This window comes from Aeromonas sp. FDAARGOS 1403 (genome assembly GCF_019047325.1).
Lineage (GTDB): Bacteria > Pseudomonadota > Gammaproteobacteria > Enterobacterales > Aeromonadaceae > Aeromonas > Aeromonas dhakensis.
The window spans coordinates 2,545,417-2,564,091 of record NZ_CP077249.1; the positions used below are offsets into that span (position 1 = coordinate 2,545,417).

Genomic DNA, 18,675 nt, shown 5'->3' on the forward strand with positions numbered 1-18,675 from the left:
GCAATGGTTGCAGGGATGGCGTTCACCCGGGGTGGCCGACGATGCGGTGTCGCTTGCGGGGCGTGAGCCCGAGCGGAGTTCCTGCAGACGGGCAAGATGTTACACGGGTCACGTTGTGCACTCCATACCTCATAAAGTGCAACATTTTTTGATCCTGATCCGTCATTCAGTACAAAAATCAGTCCATTATCGAGTCAGCTTCCAGTTTCTGACGCTTTCGCTTCTTCCCTCTCCGGCCACCGTCCGCTTCGGTTAAACGGTATCAAGTGCATTCGGATGGGGCCTGTCACCCAAAAAGAAGAAAGCAATGTATGAGCAAACAACTGGATATGACCCCACCGCCGGATCTCTCCCAGAAGACGGGAACAGGCCCGGTCCGTACTCGGCTACCCGTTTGGCGGCCGGCCCTGCCACCTTGCAACCATGCCTGCCCGGCTGGCGAGAACATCCAGGCCTGGCTTGCCCTGGCTGAAGCGGGCCGCTTCGAGGCGGCCTGGCAGACCCTCATCGAAGAGAATCCCCTGCCTGCAGTCCACGGGCGGGTCTGTTATCACCCCTGCGAAAGCGCCTGCAACCGGGCCCAGGTGGATGATGCCGTCTCCATTCATGCCATCGAACGCTTTCTCGGCGACGAGGCGCTGGCCCGGGGCTGGCAGCCTGCAACCCCTGCGCCCGCCAGCGGCAAGAAGGTGCTGATCATAGGTGCCGGCCCCTCCGGCCTCTCCTGCGCTTGGCACCTCAACCGGCTCGGCCATCAGGTGGAGATCCGCGAGGCGGGGCCGCTCGCCGGCGGCATGCTGCGCTTCGGCATTCCCGCTTACCGCCTGCCCCGCGAGATGCTGGACAGGGAGGTGGCCCGCATCGTCGCCGCCGGGGTGACGTTGACCCTCAACCACAAGGTGGAGGATGTGCTCAAGGAGCGCGACCAGGGGGGCTTTGACGCCGTCTTCATGGCCATCGGTGCCCATCTGGCCAAGCGGGTCGACATTCCGGCCCGAGAGGCGGGCAAGATCCTCGATGCGGTGAGCTTCCTCGAACAGGCCAGCCTGGCCGAGGAAAAAGGCTTGCCACCCCCCAAACTGGGACGGCGGGTGGCCATCTACGGCGGCGGCAACACCGCCATGGACGCGGCCCGCACCGCCCGCCGCCTCGGGGTGGATGAGGCGATGATCATCTACCGCCGCGACCGGGATCATATGCCGGCCCACGCCTTCGAAGCCGATGAGGCCGAGGAGGAGGGGATCAAGATCAACTGGTTGCGCACCATCCGTCAGCTCGACAACACCAGCATCGAGGTGGAGGTGATGGCGCTTGATGAACAGGGCAAGCCGGTGCCCACCGGCCAGTTTGAAACCCTCGAGGCGGACTCCCTCATTCTGGCGCTGGGTCAGGAGGTGGACCTGAGCGTGCTGGAGAGCATCCCCGGCGTGCGGGTCAACCAGGAAGGGGTGGTGCAGGTTGGCGAAAACCTGATGACGGACGTACCGGGCCTCTTTGCCGGCGGTGACATGGTGCCTTCCGAGCGCACCGTCACCATCGCCACCGGCCACGGCAAGAAGGCGGCGCGCCACATGGATGCCTGGCTGCGTGGTCGCCTCTACCACAAGCCGCTCTCTTATCCGCTGGTTGGGCCCGAGCAGTTGCAGCTCTGGTTCCAGACCCATGCCCCTGCCAGCAGCCAGCCGGTCAAACCGCCCTCGGCGCGGGACGACTTTGGCGAGATCATCGGCGGACTGGACGAGACGGCGGCCCGCTATGAGGCGGCTCGCTGCTACTCCTGCGGTAACTGCTTCGAGTGCGACGGCTGCTATGGCAGTTGCCCCGAGCAGGCCATTGCCAAGCTGGGGCCGGGTCTGGGGTATCAGGTGGATGCCGAGCGCTGTACCGGCTGCGGTGCCTGCCACGACCAGTGTCCCTGCCACGCCATCGAGCTGCGCCAACCGGAGGAGTCCCTATGAAACACGAACTGATCATGGTTGACGGCAACGAAGCCGCGGCCCGGGTGGCGTATCAGCTGAGCGAAGTGTGCGCCATCTATCCCATCACCCCGAGCTCGACCATGGCCGAGCTGGCCGATGCCTGGGCCGCCGAGGGGCAGACCAACCTGTGGGGCAACATCCCTACCGTGGTGGAGATGCAGAGCGAAGGGGGGGCGGCCGGTACCGTGCACGGCGCCCTGCAGGCGGGGGCGCTGGCCACCACCTTCACCGCCAGTCAGGGGCTGATGCTGATGCTGCCCAACATGTACAAGATCGCAGGCGAGCTGACTTCGGCGGTGTTCCATGTGGCGGCCCGATCCTTGGCAGCGCAGGGGCTGTCGATTTTTGGTGACCATCAGGACGTGATGGCGGCGCGCAGCACCGGCTTTGCCATGCTCGCCTCCGGCTCGGTGCAGGAGGCGCAGGACCTGGCCTTGGTCGCCCACAGCGTCACCCTGCAGTGCCGGGTGCCCTTTATCCACTTCTTTGACGGCTTTCGCACCTCCCACGAGGTGAACAAGATCACTGCGCTGCACAAAGATGAAATTCGGGCCCTTATCGACAACGACTGGGTGCGCGCCCACCGCGCGCGGGCCCTCAACCCGGATCATCCGGTGATGCGCGGCACCGCCCAGAACCCGGATACCTATTTCCAGTCCCGCGAGAGCGTCAACCCCTTCTACGAGGCGGTGCCGGCGCGGGTGCAGCAGTGCATGGATAGCCTCGGCGAGCTGACCGGCCGCCACTACCGGCTGGTGGAGTATCACGGCGCCCCGGATGCCACCGAGGTCATCGTGTTGATGGGCTCGGGGGTTGCCACCGCCCGCACTACCGTGGACTGGCTCAACCGGCAGGATCGCAAGACCGGGGTGCTGGTGGTGCGCCTCTATCGCCCCTTCCCGGTGCAGGCGCTGCTCGATGCGCTGCCGCAGAGCGTGCGGCGCATGGCGGTGCTGGATCGCACCAAGGAACCGGGGGCGGGTGGTGAGCCGCTGCTGCTGGATGTGCAGAGCGCCCTGATTGACGGCTTGCAGCGCGGCCTTATCAAGCGGTTGCCCTGGCTCAGTGGCGGCCGTTACGGCCTCTCCTCCAAGGAGTTCACCCCCGCCATGTGCGCGGCTGTGTTCGAGGAGCTGGCCTCCGAGGCGCCGCGCCCGCGCTTTACCGTGGGGATAGTGGATGACGTGTCGGGCCTTAGTCTGGCCTGGCACCCCATCGGCGATCTGGAGCCCGCGAGCCGGGTGCGAGCGCTCTTCTTCGGCCTCGGCGCCGACGGTACCGTGGGTGCCAACAAGAACAGCATCAAGATCATCGGTGAGCTGGAGGGGTTCCACGCTCAGGGCTACTTCGTCTACGACTCCAAGAAGTCGGGCTCGCGCACCGTCTCCCACCTGCGCTTTGGTCCCGAACCCATCGACGCCCCCTGGCTTATCGAACAGGCGAGTTTTATCGGCTGTCACCAGTGGGGCTTTGTCGAATCGGTAGACTTGCTGGAGCACGCCGCCGAGGGGGCGACCCTGCTGATCAACGCCCCCTATGAGCCCGACCGGGTTTGGGCCGAGCTGCCCGAGCGGCTGCGCGCCCGCATCCGGGCCCTCAATATCCGGCTCTACTGCATCGACGGCGATCGAGTGGCCGAGCAAAACGGCATGGGCAATCGCATCAACACCATCATGCAGACCTGCTTCTTCGCCCTGGCCGGCATCTTGCCGCGGGACGAGGCGATTGCGCTTATCAAGAAGAGCATCGAGAAGAGCTATGCCCGCAAGGGGCCCGAGGTAGTTGAGCGTAACTTCGCGGCGGTGGACGATACCCTGGCCCACCTCTACCAGGTGGCCATTCCAGCCGGTGAGGAGGTGGCGAGCGACTACCCCTTGCCGCTGGCGCCGGGGGGCAGCGAGTTTGTCCAGCGGGTGACAGGCGAGATGCTGGCGGGGCGCGGCGATCTGATCCCCGTCTCCATGCTGCCGGTGGACGGCACTTACCCCACCGCCACCAGCCGCTTCGAGAAGCGGGATATCGCCCGCGAGATCCCGATTTGGCACTCCGATATCTGCATCCAGTGCGGCAACTGCGTCTTTGTCTGCCCCCACGCGGCGCTGCGGGCCAAGTTCTACCATCAGGACTGGCTGGCGAGTGCCCCCGAGGCTGCCCAGTCGGTGCCCGTCACCGCCAAGGGTTTCCCCGACAGCCGCTACACCTTGCAGCTCTATCCGGAAGATTGCACCGGCTGCGGCCAGTGCGTGCAGGCTTGTCCGGTGCGGGCTGGAGAAGATGAGAGCCATGAAGGCGAGCGTGCCATCGCCATGATGGACAAGGCGCCGCATCTGGCTGGCCAGAAACAGGCGCTGCGCTGGTTCGAGAGCCTGCCGTGGCCGGCCCGCGAGCGGGTGGATTTCTCCACGGTGCGCGGCACCCAGTTCCTCGAGCCCCTGTTCGAGTTCTCCGGTGCCTGCGCCGGCTGTGGCGAGACCCCCTATCTCAAGCTGCTGACCCAGCTGTTTGGCGATCGCATGCTGGTGGCCAACGCCACCGGCTGCTCCTCTATCTATGGCGGCAATCTGCCGACCACGCCATGGGCCAAGAACGGCGAAGGGAAGGGGCCGGCCTGGTCCAACTCATTGTTCGAGGACAACGCCGAGTTTGGCTTTGGTTTTCGTCTCACCGCCGATCAGCACCACGGTCAGGCGGTGGCGGCCCTCGAAGCGATGAAGGGGGAGCTGGGCGCAGAGCTGGTCGATACCCTGATTAGCGCCCCGCAGCGGCTGGAGTCGGAGATCCGTGCCCAGCGCACCCGGGTCGCGCAAGTGCGGGAGCGGCTGGAAGAGGTGAAATCCGGCAAGGCCCGCGAGCTGCTGTCACTCATCGATCAGCTGGTGCGCCGCTCGGTCTGGATCATCGGCGGCGATGGCTGGGCCTATGACATCGGCTCATCGGGGCTCGATCATGTGCTCGCCTCCGGCCGCGATGTGAACGTGCTGGTGATGGATACCGAGGTCTACTCCAACACCGGCGGCCAGATGTCGAAATCGACGCCGCTCGGTGCCGTCGCCAAGTTCGCGGCGGGAGGCAAGACGCTGGCCAAGAAGGATGTGGCGTTGCAGGCCATCTCCTACGGCAACGTCTATGTGGCCCGCATCGCCTTTGGTGCCAACCCGCAGCAGGCGCTGCAAGCCTTGCGTGAGGCTGAGGCCTATCCGGGCCCGTCGCTGATCATCGCCTACAGCCACTGTATCGCCCACGGCATCGATATGGAGTTTGGCCTGACCCAGCAAAAACGGGCTGTGGCCTCCGGTCACTGGCCGCTGATGCGTTACAACCCGGTACTGCGCAGTGCGGGGCAGAACCCCTTCAGCCTCGACAGCCTGCGCCCCTCCATTCCACTCGCTGAATACCGGCAGGAGGAGACCCGTTATCGGGTGCTGGCCCAGAGCCACCCGGAGGAGGCTGAGCGGCTGATGCAGGTGGCGCAACAGGTGGCGTGGCAGAAATGGGCCACCTACGAGGAGATGGCCACCCGCGAGGCCAGCCATTTCCATCCGCCGGTGTGATGATGGGGCGAAACAGGTATGACAAAGCGGGCCATTGGCCCGCTTTTTTATGGTTGGATAGAGAGGGGTGACTTAGGGGCTGGTGGTACGCAACACCTTGAGATGCAGGGTGCGCTCCTGGTGGGCCGCTATCTCCTGCTCGGTGAAGCGCATGGGCTGCCACTGCTGACGGGCGAACAGCTCGGTCTGATCGGTGAAGTGCGGGCTCTCGGGATCGTGGGACTGGCCATAGCTCAGGAAGCGCTCCGCCTTGGGGCCGGCGTCATCGAACTGCAGGGCCAGCACGAAGCTGGAGCCGTAGTTGGCGCGATAACGCAGCTCGGGCTGGCCGTCACCGTCGTCATCCAGACTGCGCAGCGTGGTGCCTGCCACGGCCTTGCCGGTCACTATGTTGGCGAGATCCGAGCTGCTGCGCGAAGGCAGGTTGGTCTGCACCATGTTGAACATGCCCTCGAACGAGTTGCCTCCCGGCAGCGCGATGGGGGTCAGCCCGGCCGCTTTTTGCACGAATTGCAGTGCGCCGAGTTCGGCATCCGGCGCGATACCGGCCGCCTGCAACCGTTGCTGGGCCTGGGCCAGCGCCAGCAGGGCCGGGTCTTCATCCGGTGCACCGCTCCAGGGGGCCAGCCCGCGTGGGGTGGTGGCGCCATGGGCCGGATCGAAGGGGATGGCAAACAGGGCATCCTTGATGTCTCTGTGGCCGCTGGTGCGAAACGCCGTCAACCATTCACGCATCAGGTGAGCCCCGCGGCTCTCAAGCTGATACTCGCCATCCCAGTTGGCGAGCGCGTTGCAGCTCGGCGTCAGGTCCAGCGGGCCGCTGGTCAGCTGGATCAGCGGATGGGCCTGACAGCGAGCCAGCAGGGGCTCTCTGAGCTCACGGGCAAACAGGGAGCCGTTGTGGGTCAGTACCCGTTGCAGCGACTGCAGGGTGAAGCGGCGATCAGCCCCGGTCAGTCCCATGGTGTCGGGGGTGCTGATGAGCTGGGCGTTGTAGCGGGTACGCGGGCTGCGCACCGTCTGCTCCGGCCCGTAGAGAATGGAGTATCCCTCCAGCGGGGCCGCCAGGTTGGTCAGCCAGTGGCTGCTGTTGGCGTTGTAGACGTAGTCGCTGCGAGTCTGGCGGGGGGCCTGGCTCAGGGGGACAAGGCCGGGAGCCCGGGTCTGGCCGCTGTCGACCCACTCGAAATCGGGGTCGTTGCCCGGCAACAGCACGCTGCCCTCGCCATCCAGCCAGATGGGCGCCAGTTGCGGCGTCTGGGAGGCGGCTCGCCACCAGGCCTCTGCCTTGGCGCCGAGGCGGGGTACCTGGGTGGCATCCACATAGCTAGCCTGGCCCGTCTTGTCGATCAGCAGGGTATTGACCCAGGGCACCCCCTGATGCTCGGCCAGCGCCTCGAAGAAAGCCGGGGTGCTCTGGGCCCTGGCCATGGCCAGCCACTGTTCCAGCATCTTGTAGTTGCCGGCGTTGGCGTCGCGGAAGCTGACGGCGCTGCTGCTGGTCCAGCCCAGGGTGGGCGAGAGGGAGGCGAGGTTGACCATGGGGCCGAAGTGGCTGGCATAGAGGGTCTGGACATGGGGCTGCAGGCTGCCATCGGCCTGGCGGACCTGCACGGTGATCTCTTTCTGGCTCATCTCCCGCCACTGGTCGCCGTAGCGATAACGCAGCGGATTGGCGGGATCTAGGGTGAGCTGATAGAGGGTGAAGCGCTTGGACTGGGAGACGGTGTGGGTCCAGCCCAGCTGCTCGTTGAAGCCTATCAGGATGGCGGGAAAGCCCATCATGGTGGCACCGGTCACATTGAGTTTGCCCGGGATCTGCAGGTGCTGTTCATAGAATCTGAGCTCGCCATCCCAGGGAAAGTGGGGATTGCCGAGCAGCAGGCTGTTGGCGTTGCTGCTGCGATCCGCCCCCAGCGCCCAGCCGTTGCTGCCGATCCCCTCCGAGGTGAGCAGCGAGACGGGATCCAGCGCCGGGGCGGGCAGGGCGGCACGTCCCTGTGCACCGGCAGTGGCGGGGGGCTGGGCGCTGGCCATGGCGCTGATAAAGCTGCGGCCGCTGGCCAGCTGGGCAAGATCCAGGTGATAGGCCAGCAACTGGACCGGGGTGATGGGTTCGACCCACTCGGCCCCGCGGCAGGGGGAGGGGTAGTTCGCCGGGCCGGCGCGGCCGGCAAGTGAGTGGTTGAACCCCGCCACATAGCCTTCGACAAGGTCACGGGCATCCGGCGCCAGCTTGCCATACAGGGCCGCGGCCTGGGCAGGCAGGTCGAGGGCGCGATAACCCACGTCGGAGAGCAAGTTGCGCTGCTGCTCCCCCGCGCCCAGCCAGCGGGATTTCTCTCCTCGCAGCTTCATGATCTGCTCGCTCAGGGTGCAGAGGTTCTCCTCGGCATGGGCATAGCCGGCCCCGAAGCCCAGGCTGGCGTAGTCGTTCGCCTTGATGTGGGGAACACCCTGCTCCGTGTAGGTAAGGGTGACGTCGTAGTGGCGAGCGGGATCCGGCTCGCTGCTGTTCTCCTGGCAGCCGGCCAGTACGAGGCAGCCGAGCAGGGGGAGGGGAAAATGGGTTTTCATCCTGGTTCCTTCTGTGGTCCTGACTTGTTATTGTTCTGTTGCTTTTCAGCCGCAGGCGAAGGTATTTAAGCGCAGCCCTTCCGCCCCTGTCGCCTCGCTGGATGGAACCGGTCAATGGTTGGAAAACATAATAAAAACAAGGGTAAACAGGTACGTCTCGATGGAGGCGTACCTGCAGGAGGACGCATATGCAGTGGGAAGAAGTGGCCGCCGTGCTCAGTCTGAGCCTGACCGGCATGTTGCTGCTGGCCACGCTCGGCTGGCTGCGGCGCATGCGGCGGGATGCCGCCGCCGGTTATCTGCTGGCCCTGCTCAGCCTGAGCGGCTTGCAGGCGCTGGAGTATCTCTATCACCAGCAGCAGTGGTTTCACCATTGGCCCCATCTGCTCAAGCTGGCTGACCCCCTGGTGGTGATGTTGCCGTTCTGCCTGTATGGCTACATCAGAGCCCTGCAGGGGGAGTCGGTACTCGGTTGCTGGCGTGAGCGGCTGGTGCACGGCTTGCCCATGCTGCTGGTCGCCGGGTTGGCGTTGCCCTACTGGTTGCTGCCGGGGGCCGACAAGGTGAGCTGGATCCTGCTTGGCAAGCAGGGGGATGCGCTGTGGCCCGGGGTGACCCTCTATGGCAACCGCTATCTGGCCTGCATCGCCCTGCTGGGGCTGGCCTACTGGTGGCAGCAGCGGCGCCTTGGGGTGGTCAGCCGCAAGCCGGCGCTGCGGGCCTGGGTCGCTCAGTTGCAAGGGTTGCAACTGCTGGTGGCCTTGCTGTTGCTGGTGCGTATCGCGTTGAGCTGGCTCGGCTGGCCGCTCTCTACCGTCTATCTGCAGGCTCCGGTCACCGCCTATCTGCTGCTGCAGGTGCTGGCCCATGCCAGGCTGCCCCAACAGGGAGGGGCGCCGGAGGGGGGCCTGCGCGAGCGCGTCAATGATGCCGCATCGGAACCGGTACGGGATGAGAGCCTGCGCCCCCTGTTCGAGGCGCTGGAGCGCCAGCTCGGGCGCGGTGCCTATCGGGATCCCGCCCTCTCCCTTGGCAAGCTGGCCGAGGAGTGCGGCCTGAGCCTTCATCAGGCGTCCAGCGCCATCAACGCCTGTTCGGGGGGCAACTTCTACGACTGGCTCAACCGATATCGGGTGGCGGAGGCCAAGCGACTGTTGCAGGAGAGCGACGAGACGGTGGCCTCTGTCTGTTATCGGGCCGGGTTCAACAGCAAGTCCACCTTCAACAGTGCTTTTCGCCGTCATACCGGCCAGACCCCCAGCGAGTATCGACGCCAGGGGGTGCAAGCGGCCGTCGCCTCCTGATGAGCGGGCAACAATAAGCCCGGCGTCGGGCCGGGCTGGCAGGATAAGTTGCTTATCCAGGTATTCGTCGAGGCGTCTATTGTGGATGTTGTTTGAGGATGTCGTAGATCTCCTCTTTCAGTTTGAGTTTCTGTTTTTTCAGATCCTTCACCTCGGCGCTGTAGTCGCTGGCGTGATGTTTCTCCAACTTTCTAATCTCCACATCCAGGTCGTTATGCAAGTCAAACTTCTTTTGGAAATGGACATCACTGCTCTTCAGTTTCGAGATGAGCTCTCTGTACTCTGGGAACATGTAATGCGGCCTCCTTGGTTTCGTTTGATTGTGCCTGCAAGACCAAACTACCGCGTCCCCTGCGAGATAAATGTGATCCGGCTCCAATTCGGGACCAATGATTTGCTGCATGCGACGGGCGATTTTTAACTGTTTGAATCACAAGCTGATAAGGCTTTTATCGGTAAGCGGAGAGTCTGAAAAGTGCCGGATGGATCACAATTGTGACGGCCGGATGACAGCCTGGGGCCGCCGGGCGGGCAGCAAAAAGGGGCGCAGGGCCCCTTCTTGGTAACAGGTGTCGCGTTTACTCTTTTTTCTTTTTCTTCTCGGGCAGCGGCTTGCCATCGCGGGCGATCACCTTGCCCACCTCAAAGCCGATTTGCGCCGCCAGCTCTTCCAGATCCGGTGACTTGGCTTCGTTGCCGATGGCGTACTGATAGTTGGCGATGGAGATCTTCTCGGCCACCGGGGTGCCCGGGACGATGGGCTCGCGCCAGCCCTGACCCACATGGGCTACCAGGGTGCCGTTCATGATGAGCTCGCCGACGATCTCCTGGGTAGGAATGCCCTTGCCGTAGGTGAGGCCCTGCGGGTGCTTCTTGCCGACCAGGGGGTCGCTGCTTGCCGGCATCAGCTTGGTGCGGATCAGCCACTTGGGCGACTTGGTCTTGCCCACCGCCTTGCCGGTCTGGTACTCGTTGATCTTGATGGTCTTGATCATCTGGGCCATGAAGTCCTTGGTCAGCGCCTTCTGGGCCTCGCTGGTTTCATCGATGGCGATGGGGGCCACGTACCAGGTCTGGGCCGCCTGTGCCTTGGGGGCTGCGGGGGCGGTTTGCGCCATGGCGAGCGGGCTGAGCAGGATGGCCGCCAACAAGAGTCCTATCTTCTTCATTGTGATTCCGCTTATGTTTCAACAAGAATTTTGTTTTGCCAGCGACGACTGCGCCAGCGCCAGAACATGGCCAGACCGCGCACCCACTCGTCGCAGGCGAGCGCCAACCAGATACCGACCAGTCCATAACCCTGCATGATACCAAGGAAATAGGCCAGTGGAACGGCAATTCCCCACATGGAGAGCAGCGCCATGTAGAGCGGGAAACGGGCGTCACCGGTGGCGCGCAGGGCGTTGATCACCACCAGGTTGAAGGTGCGGCCGGGTTCCAGAATGAGGCTTATCAAGAACAGCTGCGCCACCTGGGTGATGATGTCGGCGTCATCGGTGAACAGGCTGATGATGGTGCGGCCGTTGAGGGCGGCGGCGAGAGCGATGAGCGCGGTGACGACGAGCCCCAGTTTCAGGCTCTTCATCAGCTGGGTGTAGGCCTGCTCGAAGCGGCGGGCCCCCGCCAGATGGCCGATGATGATCTCGTTGCCAAGGCCGATGGAGAGGCCGAACAGCAGGATGAACAGGCAGATCTGGAAGAAGTAGGACTGGGTCGCCAGCGCCTTGTCGCCGAGCAGGCCGACGAAGGCGGTCACCACCATGAACTGCAGCATCCAGGAGAGGTTCTCGCCGGCGGCCGGCAGGCCGATGTGCAGCACCTTGCCCAGCATCAGCCGGCTGGGTTTGACGATCTCCGGCAGTTTCAGGTGGATGCCGGTCTTGCGCGCCACCAGCCACACCAGCAGCACCACCCCGACGATGCGACCCGCCACCGTGCTGATGGCGACCCCGGCCACCCCGAGCTGGGGCAGGCCGAACCAGCCGTAGAGCAGCAGCAGGTTGCCGACGAAGGTGATGAGGTTGACGGTCAGGGTCACGTACATGGCCTGACGGGTGTGGCCGTGGGCACGCAGGGTGGCGGCCAGGCAGAGGGCCGCCGCTTCCGGCAGCAGGCACAGGCCGATGATCTGCAGGTAGAGGGTGGCATCGCTCATCAGGTTGGCGGGCAGGTTCATCAGCGCCAGCATGGTACTGGCGCCGGCGATGACGCCGACGGCGGCCACCAGCCCCACCAGCAGGTTGAAACCGATGGCGGTGTGGATGACGACGCGGGCCTTCTCCTTGTCGCCGGCCCCCAGATACTGGGTGATCACCACGCTGGTGCCGATGCTGACGAAGCTGAACAGGGTGATGGCGAGATCGAACACCTGGTTGCCGACCGCGAGCGCCGCCACCCCCTGATAGGAGACGTGACCCACCATGAAGGTGTTGAGGGCCCCGGTCAGAAAGTGCAGGGCGAGATCGATAAACAGGGGCCAGGTCAGGGAGAAGAGAGTGCCCGGACCTGCGTGGGATTGAGTTTGCATGGGGTGTCCAAATACTGGGGATGGCCCTCGTCGGCGCCATCTGGACGGGCATTTAACACCAAGCGAGTGCGAGGCGCAATCGTGGCGGTGGCCAAGAAGGGGGAGAGGCCGCGAGCCCTGCCGCAGGGGCAGGGCTCGCTCGGGATCAGGCAGGGGTGGCGCCCGCCTCCTGTTCGCTGGGCAGGGTGAGGCGCGCCGAATCGGGCAGGGCCTCATCCTGGGGCCAGCGCGACAGGATGGCCTCGGTGGTGCTCTCCACCACCTCGTCGTCCTTGAACACCGGCTCGCGGTAGCAGCGGGTCATGCGCAGCGCCTGATACATGTCGGGGCAGAGGATGATCCCCTCGTCGCCGACCCGGATCCCGGCCTGCTTGAGCCACAGGCTCATCTGGCCGTGGCGGCCGGCCATCACCATGTGGATGCCGCGCCGTTTCAAGTCGCGGTGCAGCTCCCCCAGCATGCTCATCACGCTGATGTCCTGGTGGGTGAAGCAGGCCACCGCGTCCACCACCAGGCATTTGGGGCTGTGGGGATCCTGCACCAGCAGCGCCAGCACCCGCCGTTTGAAGTAGGGGGCGTTGAAGTAGGTGAGCGGCGAGTTGAAGCGATAGACCAGGATGCCGGGAATGGCCTTGGCCTGCTCGTTGTCCCCCAGGGTGCGCACCACCCCCTCGTCATCCATGCCGAGCAGCTGGTCGGTGGGGCGCATCACGTTGCGCAGGAACTGGAACAGCCCCAGCAGCACCGCGAGGGTGATGCCCGGAATGACCCCCATGGCCAGCACGCTGACAAAGGTGATGAGCGCCAGCCAGAAGGCGGAGCGGTCGGAGTTGCGCAGGGCCCACAGGCCGCGAAAGTCGGTGAGGGACAAAGACGCCATCACCAGCACCACGCCAAGGGCGGCGGTGGGGATGTATTGCAGCGGCGCCGTCAGGTAGAAGGTGACCAGGGCGATGACGGCGGCGGCGATGATGGAGACCAGCTGGCTCTTGCCGCCGTTGGCATCGTTGACCGCGGTGCGTGAATCCGCGCCGCTGATGGCAAAGCCCTGAGAGGCCGCCGCCGCCAGGTTGGCCATGCCGAGGGCCCGAAACTCCTTGTCCGCATCGATTTCGTAGCCGTTCTTGGCGGCGAAGCTGCGGGCGGTCAGCATCATGGAGACGAAGCTCACCATGGCGAGGTTGAGCGCCGGCAGCACCAGCTCCCGCATCAGACCGGGGGGGAACTCCGGCATCTGGAAGGCGGGCAGGCCCGAGCCGATGGCGCCCAGGGTGGCGATGCCGAACCGGCCGAGATCGAGCGCCCACACCAGCCCCGCCGTCACCACCATGGCCACCATGGAGGAGGGCCAGGCCGGCTTGAAGCGTTTGGCCAGCAGCAGGGTGAGCAGGGCGGTCAGGCTCATGGCCAGGGTGGGCAGATGGGTCTGGGTGATGTAGCTGGCACCGCCGGCGATCCGCTCGATGAGGTAGCGCTCGCTGAAGGTGAAGCCGAAGATCTTGGAGAGCTGGCCCACCATGATGGTGATGGCCACCCCGTTGAGCAGCCCCATCAGGATCGGGCGGGAGAGAAAGTCCGCCAGCACCCCCAGCTTGAAGCGGCTGGCGATGAGGCACCAGAAGCCGGTCATGGCGGTCATGGTCATCACCAGCTGCCAGTGGCGGGTGGCATCCCCGGCGGCGAGCGGGGTCACCACGGCGGCGATCACCGCGCAGGTGGCGGCGTCCGGGCCGACGATGAGCTGGCGGGAGGTACCGAACAGGGCGTACACCAGCATGGGCAGGATGCAGGAGTAGAGGCCGACCAGCGGCCCCACCCCGGCCAGCTCCGCATAGGCGATGGCCACGGGCAGGGCCACGGCGGCCACCGACAATCCAGCGCGCATATCCGGCATCAGCCAGGCCCGCTGGTATTGCAGCAGGGCGGCGAGGCCCGGTAGCCAGCGTTCGAGTGAGAAGAAGTCGCGCATTATTTAACCCATTGAGTTATAAACAGCTTTTCCTTAGTGTGCCCAAGGTTATCGAAACATTGCAATCAGGTTATGGCCAGTTCACCACCAGGTCAGGCCAGAGCCGTTGCCACCCCTTGGCCTTGACCCGCTCGGTAAAGACCCGGCTCTCCTGGCGGCAGCGCGGGTTGGGATCCACCTGCAGGGACCAGTTGGGGGCAAAGCCGTAAGGGGCCAGCCACTCGAATGAGTCGTCTGCCAGCAGCCGGACCCCGATGCAGGTGGGCACCTCCACCCAGTGGCTGAGGGCCGACAGCGAGCTGGTGAACGGGGGCACCTGTTGCCGAACGTGCATGCGGGCCTGGTTGCGTACCTCCCACTGCTGGCCCGGCATCCTGACGGCAAGCCAGGCTTCGTGATCGGTCTCCTTCAATCCAGTCGGGTCGGCGCTATCCAGATAGATAAGGTCGATGTCGTTGAGGGCGGTCGGCGCCGATTTGCGGTGCAGATGATCCCAGATGAGGTTGCGGATAAAACCGGCCCCCAGCGCCCAGTCGGGCAGTGCCAGTTCACGGGCTGCCCAGAGGCAATCCATGCGCAGGCCATCGGCCCGCAGCAGGGCTTCGGTTTGCGCCTGCAGGTCGGCTTCCCGGGCGCCCAGGCGAAGGTTGAACGCTTGCGTGTGGTGACGCGTCTGGGAGTCAGCCGGCATTGCGGCGCAACCAAACGTCGATGTAGCTGCAGCTCGGCACTATGGTGAGCCCTTCTGCCTGGGTCCAGTCGTAGAAGGTGCGCGCCAGCTGATCGGCGATCCCCTGCACCCTGAGCTCGGGCGGAACGAAGGTGCTGTAGGCGTCGATGGTCTTGGCATCGAGCCGCCGGTAACGCAGCCTAGACTCCTTGCCATCCACCACACAGATGAATTGCTGCTGGTTGGCCTGATGAATGATCTCGCTCATGCTTGCTCCTCGGTACGGGGGATGGGGTTATCTGACCATGTCGGCGCCCCTTTGCCAACTGTTCGGGGTCGCTTACACTGCGAGCCCGGCCGGGTACATACCCGCTAGCCAAGGTATAGAACAGTTCACGAAGGATGGATCCCATTATGGCTTTTGCCACGCTGGAAGAGTTGATCGGCAATACCCCCCTGCTGGCGCTGCGTCGCATCAATCCCCACCCCGGTGTCACCCTGCTGGTCAAGCTGGAGGGCAACAACCCGGCCGGCTCGGTCAAGGACAGGCCGGCGCTGAACCTCATCAAGTGTGCGGAGGCAAGCGGTCACTTAGCGCCAGGGGCCCGCCTTATCGAGGCCACCTCCGGCAACACCGGCATCGCGCTGGCCATGGTGGCGGCGGCGCGAGGCTACCGGATGCGGCTCATCATGCCAAATACCATGAGCCAGGAGCGGCGCGATGCCATGCAGGCCTACGGCGCCGAGCTGGTGCTGGTGGAGGGGGGCATGGAGGCCGCACGCGACCTCGCCCTGGCCATGCAGGCGCGGGGCGAGGGGCTGGTGCTCGATCAGTTCAACAACCCGGCCAACCCGGATGCCCATTACCTCTCCACCGGCCCCGAGATCTGGCGCCAGAGCGAGCGGGCGGTCACTCACTTCGTCTCGGCTATGGGCACCACGGGCACCATCATGGGGGTCTCCCGCTACCTCAAGGAGCAGAACCCGGCAGTGCAGGTGATCGGCCTGCAACCGGCCGAGGGGAGCCAGATCCCCGGCATCCGGCGCTGGCCGGCGGCCTACCTGCCCGCCATTTTCGAACCCGCCTGGGTCGACCGGGTGCTGGACGTCACGCTCGACGAGTCCCTCGCCATGATGCGCCGGTTGGCGCGGGAGGAGGGGATCTGCTGCGGGGTCAGCTCGGGCGGCGCCGTGGCCGGCGCCCTGCGGGTGGCGGCAGAGATCAAACAGGGGGTGGTGGTGGCCATCATCTGCGATCGGGGGGATCGCTACCTCTCCACCGGGGTGTTCAGCAACGAACAGGGGTGAGAGCCCAGGTTGGCGTTCTGATTAACATGATATGTATCAACAGCTTGCTGATACATTGCACTGTGTACCCCTTGTAACAATCAAGCCTGCCGGCAGGCTTGATTCCATTTGCCTCCTGTTTGACACTCGGCCTCTTTTGTTGACCGCTGCAAACAGGAGCGTCCCATGATCTTGCCTTCCTCTCTTCGTCTTTCTCTGCTTGGCCTCTGTCTGGCCACGGCAGGCTGCACCGTCGAACCCTATGCCTATCAGTGCGGCGACAAGCAGTGCTCGGTAACCGATCACAAGGGGCAGAAACAGGAGCGGCCGCTGGACGAGGTGAAACCCGTCTGGGAGCGCAATCAGGAGCGGGAAGAGGCAGTGCGCCGCAACAAGGAGTCCATCTGGCGCGAGAAGGCGCCCGAAGATGGCGGCAACTACGGCGCCGGCGCCACCATCCGCTGGTAACAGGCGGCCCCGCGAGACGGGGCCGCCTGCCTGATCACTCCCAGGCCTGCTCCAGCAGGGCCAGCAGCTGGGCCCGGTCGGCATCCTTGCGGTTGTAGAGCAGGGCGCCGTCGTTGATGGCGAGATCGCGGATCTCGGGCAGCAGCGCCTTGTCGGTGAGACCCGCCTCCCGCAGGGTGCGCGGCAGCTTCACCGTCTCCCACAAGGTATTGCGCAGCGCCTGCAGCGCCTCGATGGCGGCCTGGGGCCGCACGGCGGCCGGGGTCGCGGCAAAGCGCTCGGCTCCTACCAGCGGCAGCAGCAGGCGAGCCAGTTCGGGGTCTATGCCCGGCCGGTTGTAGTCGAGCACGGTGGGCAGGAAGAGGTTCATGCACAGGCCGTGGGGCAGGTGGCAGCGGGCCCCCAGGCTGTGACCGAGGGCGTGCACCAGCCCCACCATGGAGTTGGAGAAGGCCATGCCCGCCAGGGTGGAGCCCTCCGCCAGCTGCAGCCGAAACTGCTTGTCCTGCGGGTTGCTGAGCACCTGGGGCAGGGCGTTGGCGATCTTCTCCACCGCCATCAGGGCCAGGGCGTCGCTGACCGGGTTCTTGGCCGTGCCGATGAAGGCCTCGATGGCGTGGGTCATGGCATCCATGGCGGTGGCGGCGGTGATGTTGAGCGGCAACCCCTGGGTGAGGCGCGGATCCAGCACCGCCAGCTGGGGCAGCAGGAAGGGGGAGGTAAAGGGCACCTTGCGCCCGCTCGCCTCGTCCTTGATCACCGCCACCAGGGTTACTTCCGAGCCGGTGCCCGCCGTGGTGGGCACCACCGCCAGCGGCTGCAACGGCCGGGTCAGGCAACCGGCGCCGGCGTAATCGAGCAGCCGCTCCCCTCCCATGGAGGCGAGAATATTGACCGCCTTGGCGGTGTCGATGACTGAGCCGCCCCCCAGCGCCACCAAGCTGTCACAGCCAAGCTCCCGGTGACGGGCCGCGATCCGCTCCACCACGGCGGTGGAGGAGTCGGCCGGGATCTCGTCCCAGATGGTGGCCACCGGCAGCTCTCCCTCGGCCAGCACCCCGGCCAGCAAGGTAGCCAGCCCGGTGCCGCTGACCCCCTTGTCGGTGAGCAGCAGCGGCCGGCGCGCCCCCAATCCCGCCAGCTCGCCGGCCAATTGCTCCAGCGCCTGCTCACCCGCGATCAGTTTGACCGGACAGAAAAAATCGTAATAGCGACTCATAGGCTCATCCTCTCGTTCAGCCGGTCAACAGACCCAGGTAGATGTGGCAGGCCCGGCTCAGCTTGTGGCTCGGGTCCGGATAGTGGCGCAGCAAGGGGCGGGCGATGAAGGCCGGCAGGATCAGCGCCTGCAGCTGCTCCAGCGCGCGCACCAGGTGCATGGCGACGGTGAGATCTCCCTCCACCAGCAGGCGGTTCTCGCTGAACGCCTGATTGACCCCGAGCCGAAAGCTAAGGGCGCGAAAGGCGATGGTGGGATGCTTGAAACGTACCCGCAGCGGGTGCAGCCCGCCGGCATCGGGGGCAGGACCGCTCTGCCAGCGGCCGTCAGCCTTGTGAATGGTCAAGCCCTGGGCCATACCGCCCACCTCCAGCCGGATGGTGAGCCCGTCCGGCAGAGGGGCCAGCTCCCGGCGTACCGCCTCGTCGACCCGGGCAGCGCGGCACAGGGTGCGGCCGATGATCCAGAGCAGGCTGGTTATCCAGAGCCGGCGGCCCAGCGCCGCCAGGGTATCAAGGTGTCGGTTGTGCATACGCGTGAGCTCCCGAGATGGCGGACCAGAACAGGGCGAAGGCACTGGCTTGCCAGTGAGCGTCCCGTCCCAGTTCAGGTTGGTCGACAAACAGGGAGGCGCAGGCCAGGAACTGGCCCTGGCACACCTCCAGCATCAGGGCCGGTGGGGCTTGCATCAAGTCGCCGCTGGCCTGGCCCTGGGCCAGCAGGCGGGGTAAAAAGCGCAGGGTGTCGCTCAGGATCTGGCTGCGCAGCGGGCGAGCCAGCAGGGGGGAGTGGAAGAAACCCAGCACGAACTTGAGCTCGTGGGGGTGGGCCTGCATCCAGGCCATCGCCTGGCTCCAGTAGTGGTGCGCCTGCTCCTTGAGGGGCAAGGTGGCGTCAGCCTCAGTAATGGCGGCGCCGAGGCGCAGCTTGATGTCCTGATAGAGGCTCTGGATCAGCACCTCCTTGCTGGGAAAGTGGTGAAACAGGGTACCGTTGGCTACCCCCGCCGCCTTGGCGATGCGGGCGGTAGCGGCCCCCTGCAAACCATCTTCGGCGCATAGGGCAAGGGCAGCATCCAGGATCTGGCGACGCTTGTCGGTCACGGGCGTATTCATATTCATCTC

The 18,675-nt window shown here is 65.2% G+C and carries 15 protein-coding genes; 5 read left to right on the top strand and 10 right to left on the bottom strand.

The window, feature by feature from the left end:
* Positions 1-311: 311 nt before the first annotated feature.
* Positions 312-1,958, top strand: a complete 1,647-nt coding sequence (locus tag I6L33_RS12125; RefSeq protein WP_216972591.1) for an NAD(P)-binding protein — start codon at positions 312-314, stop codon at positions 1,956-1,958.
* Positions 1,955-5,530 (top strand): pyruvate:ferredoxin (flavodoxin) oxidoreductase, encoded by a 3,576-nt coding sequence (gene nifJ / locus I6L33_RS12130; protein WP_216972592.1) that lies wholly within the window; start codon positions 1,955-1,957, stop codon positions 5,528-5,530. Before I6L33_RS12125 ends, nifJ begins: the two co-directional genes overlap by 4 nt.
* Before the next feature lie 72 nt (positions 5,531-5,602).
* Here nifJ and I6L33_RS12135 read toward each other — a convergent pair whose 3' ends face one another.
* A complete protein-coding gene (locus I6L33_RS12135; protein WP_216972593.1) occupies positions 5,603-8,107 on the bottom strand; it encodes a penicillin acylase family protein in 2,505 nt (834 codons plus the stop codon).
* 188 nt (positions 8,108-8,295) lie between these two features.
* Between I6L33_RS12135 and I6L33_RS12140 the strand changes: the two genes are divergently transcribed.
* Positions 8,296-9,411: an AraC family transcriptional regulator gene (locus tag I6L33_RS12140; protein WP_017786543.1), complete on the top strand. Its 1,116-nt coding sequence runs from the start codon at positions 8,296-8,298 to the stop codon at positions 9,409-9,411.
* Between the two features lie 76 nt (positions 9,412-9,487).
* Here the strand turns inward: I6L33_RS12140 and I6L33_RS12145 are convergent, their stop codons facing one another.
* The 6 genes from I6L33_RS12145 to I6L33_RS12170 all read right to left on the bottom strand — a co-directional run bounded on the left by I6L33_RS12145 (position 9,488) and on the right by I6L33_RS12170 (position 14,845).
* Entirely contained in the window at positions 9,488-9,703 is a 216-nt protein-coding gene (locus I6L33_RS12145) for a YdcH family protein (RefSeq protein WP_005299061.1), read from the bottom strand.
* Between the two features lie 286 nt (positions 9,704-9,989).
* Entirely contained in the window at positions 9,990-10,580 is a 591-nt protein-coding gene (locus I6L33_RS12150; RefSeq protein WP_017786544.1) for a hypothetical protein, read from the bottom strand.
* An 11-nt stretch (positions 10,581-10,591) separates the two neighbouring features.
* On the bottom strand, positions 10,592-11,938 hold the full coding sequence (locus I6L33_RS12155) for an MATE family efflux transporter (protein ID WP_042007156.1): 1,347 nt from the start codon (positions 11,936-11,938) through the stop codon (positions 10,592-10,594).
* Positions 11,939-12,083: 145 nt separating this feature from the next.
* Positions 12,084-13,907 (bottom strand): SulP family inorganic anion transporter, encoded by a 1,824-nt coding sequence (locus I6L33_RS12160; RefSeq protein WP_017781843.1) that lies wholly within the window; start codon positions 13,905-13,907, stop codon positions 12,084-12,086.
* A gap of 70 nt (positions 13,908-13,977) precedes the next feature.
* Positions 13,978-14,598, bottom strand: a complete 621-nt coding sequence (locus I6L33_RS12165; RefSeq protein ID WP_216972594.1) for a nucleotidyltransferase family protein — start codon at positions 14,596-14,598, stop codon at positions 13,978-13,980.
* Entirely contained in the window at positions 14,588-14,845 is a 258-nt protein-coding gene (locus I6L33_RS12170) for a GNAT family N-acetyltransferase (protein WP_005299077.1), read from the bottom strand. The genes I6L33_RS12165 and I6L33_RS12170 overlap by 11 nt, the downstream gene beginning before the upstream one ends.
* Positions 14,846-14,979: 134 nt before the next feature.
* Here I6L33_RS12170 and cysM point away from each other — a divergent pair, with 134 nt between their 5' ends.
* Both cysM and I6L33_RS12180 read left to right on the top strand, forming a co-directional pair.
* Positions 14,980-15,885 carry a cysteine synthase CysM gene (gene cysM / locus I6L33_RS12175; protein ID WP_216972595.1) on the top strand — a complete coding sequence of 302 codons (906 nt, stop codon included), beginning with the start codon at positions 14,980-14,982 and terminating at the stop codon, positions 15,883-15,885.
* A 165-nt stretch (positions 15,886-16,050) separates the two neighbouring features.
* Positions 16,051-16,332 (top strand): hypothetical protein, encoded by a 282-nt coding sequence (locus tag I6L33_RS12180; protein WP_216972596.1) that lies wholly within the window; start codon positions 16,051-16,053, stop codon positions 16,330-16,332.
* A 34-nt stretch (positions 16,333-16,366) separates the two neighbouring features.
* On the opposite strand, the gene I6L33_RS12185 is transcribed toward I6L33_RS12180, so the two are convergent.
* The 3 genes from I6L33_RS12185 to I6L33_RS12195 are packed head-to-tail and all read right to left on the bottom strand — an operon-like array spanning position 16,367 to position 18,666.
* Positions 16,367-17,551, bottom strand: a complete 1,185-nt coding sequence (locus I6L33_RS12185) for an iron-containing alcohol dehydrogenase (RefSeq protein ID WP_216972597.1) — start codon at positions 17,549-17,551, stop codon at positions 16,367-16,369.
* Positions 17,552-17,567: 16 nt separating this feature from the next.
* Complete coding sequence (locus I6L33_RS12190; protein WP_216972598.1) at positions 17,568-18,083, bottom strand: SCP2 sterol-binding domain-containing protein; 516 nt, start codon at positions 18,081-18,083, stop codon at positions 17,568-17,570.
* Positions 18,064-18,666, bottom strand: coding sequence for a TetR/AcrR family transcriptional regulator (locus tag I6L33_RS12195; RefSeq protein ID WP_010634496.1), 603 nt, complete (start codon positions 18,664-18,666; stop codon positions 18,064-18,066). Before I6L33_RS12195 ends, I6L33_RS12190 begins: the two co-directional genes overlap by 20 nt.
* Between the last annotated feature and the right edge of the window lie 9 nt (positions 18,667-18,675).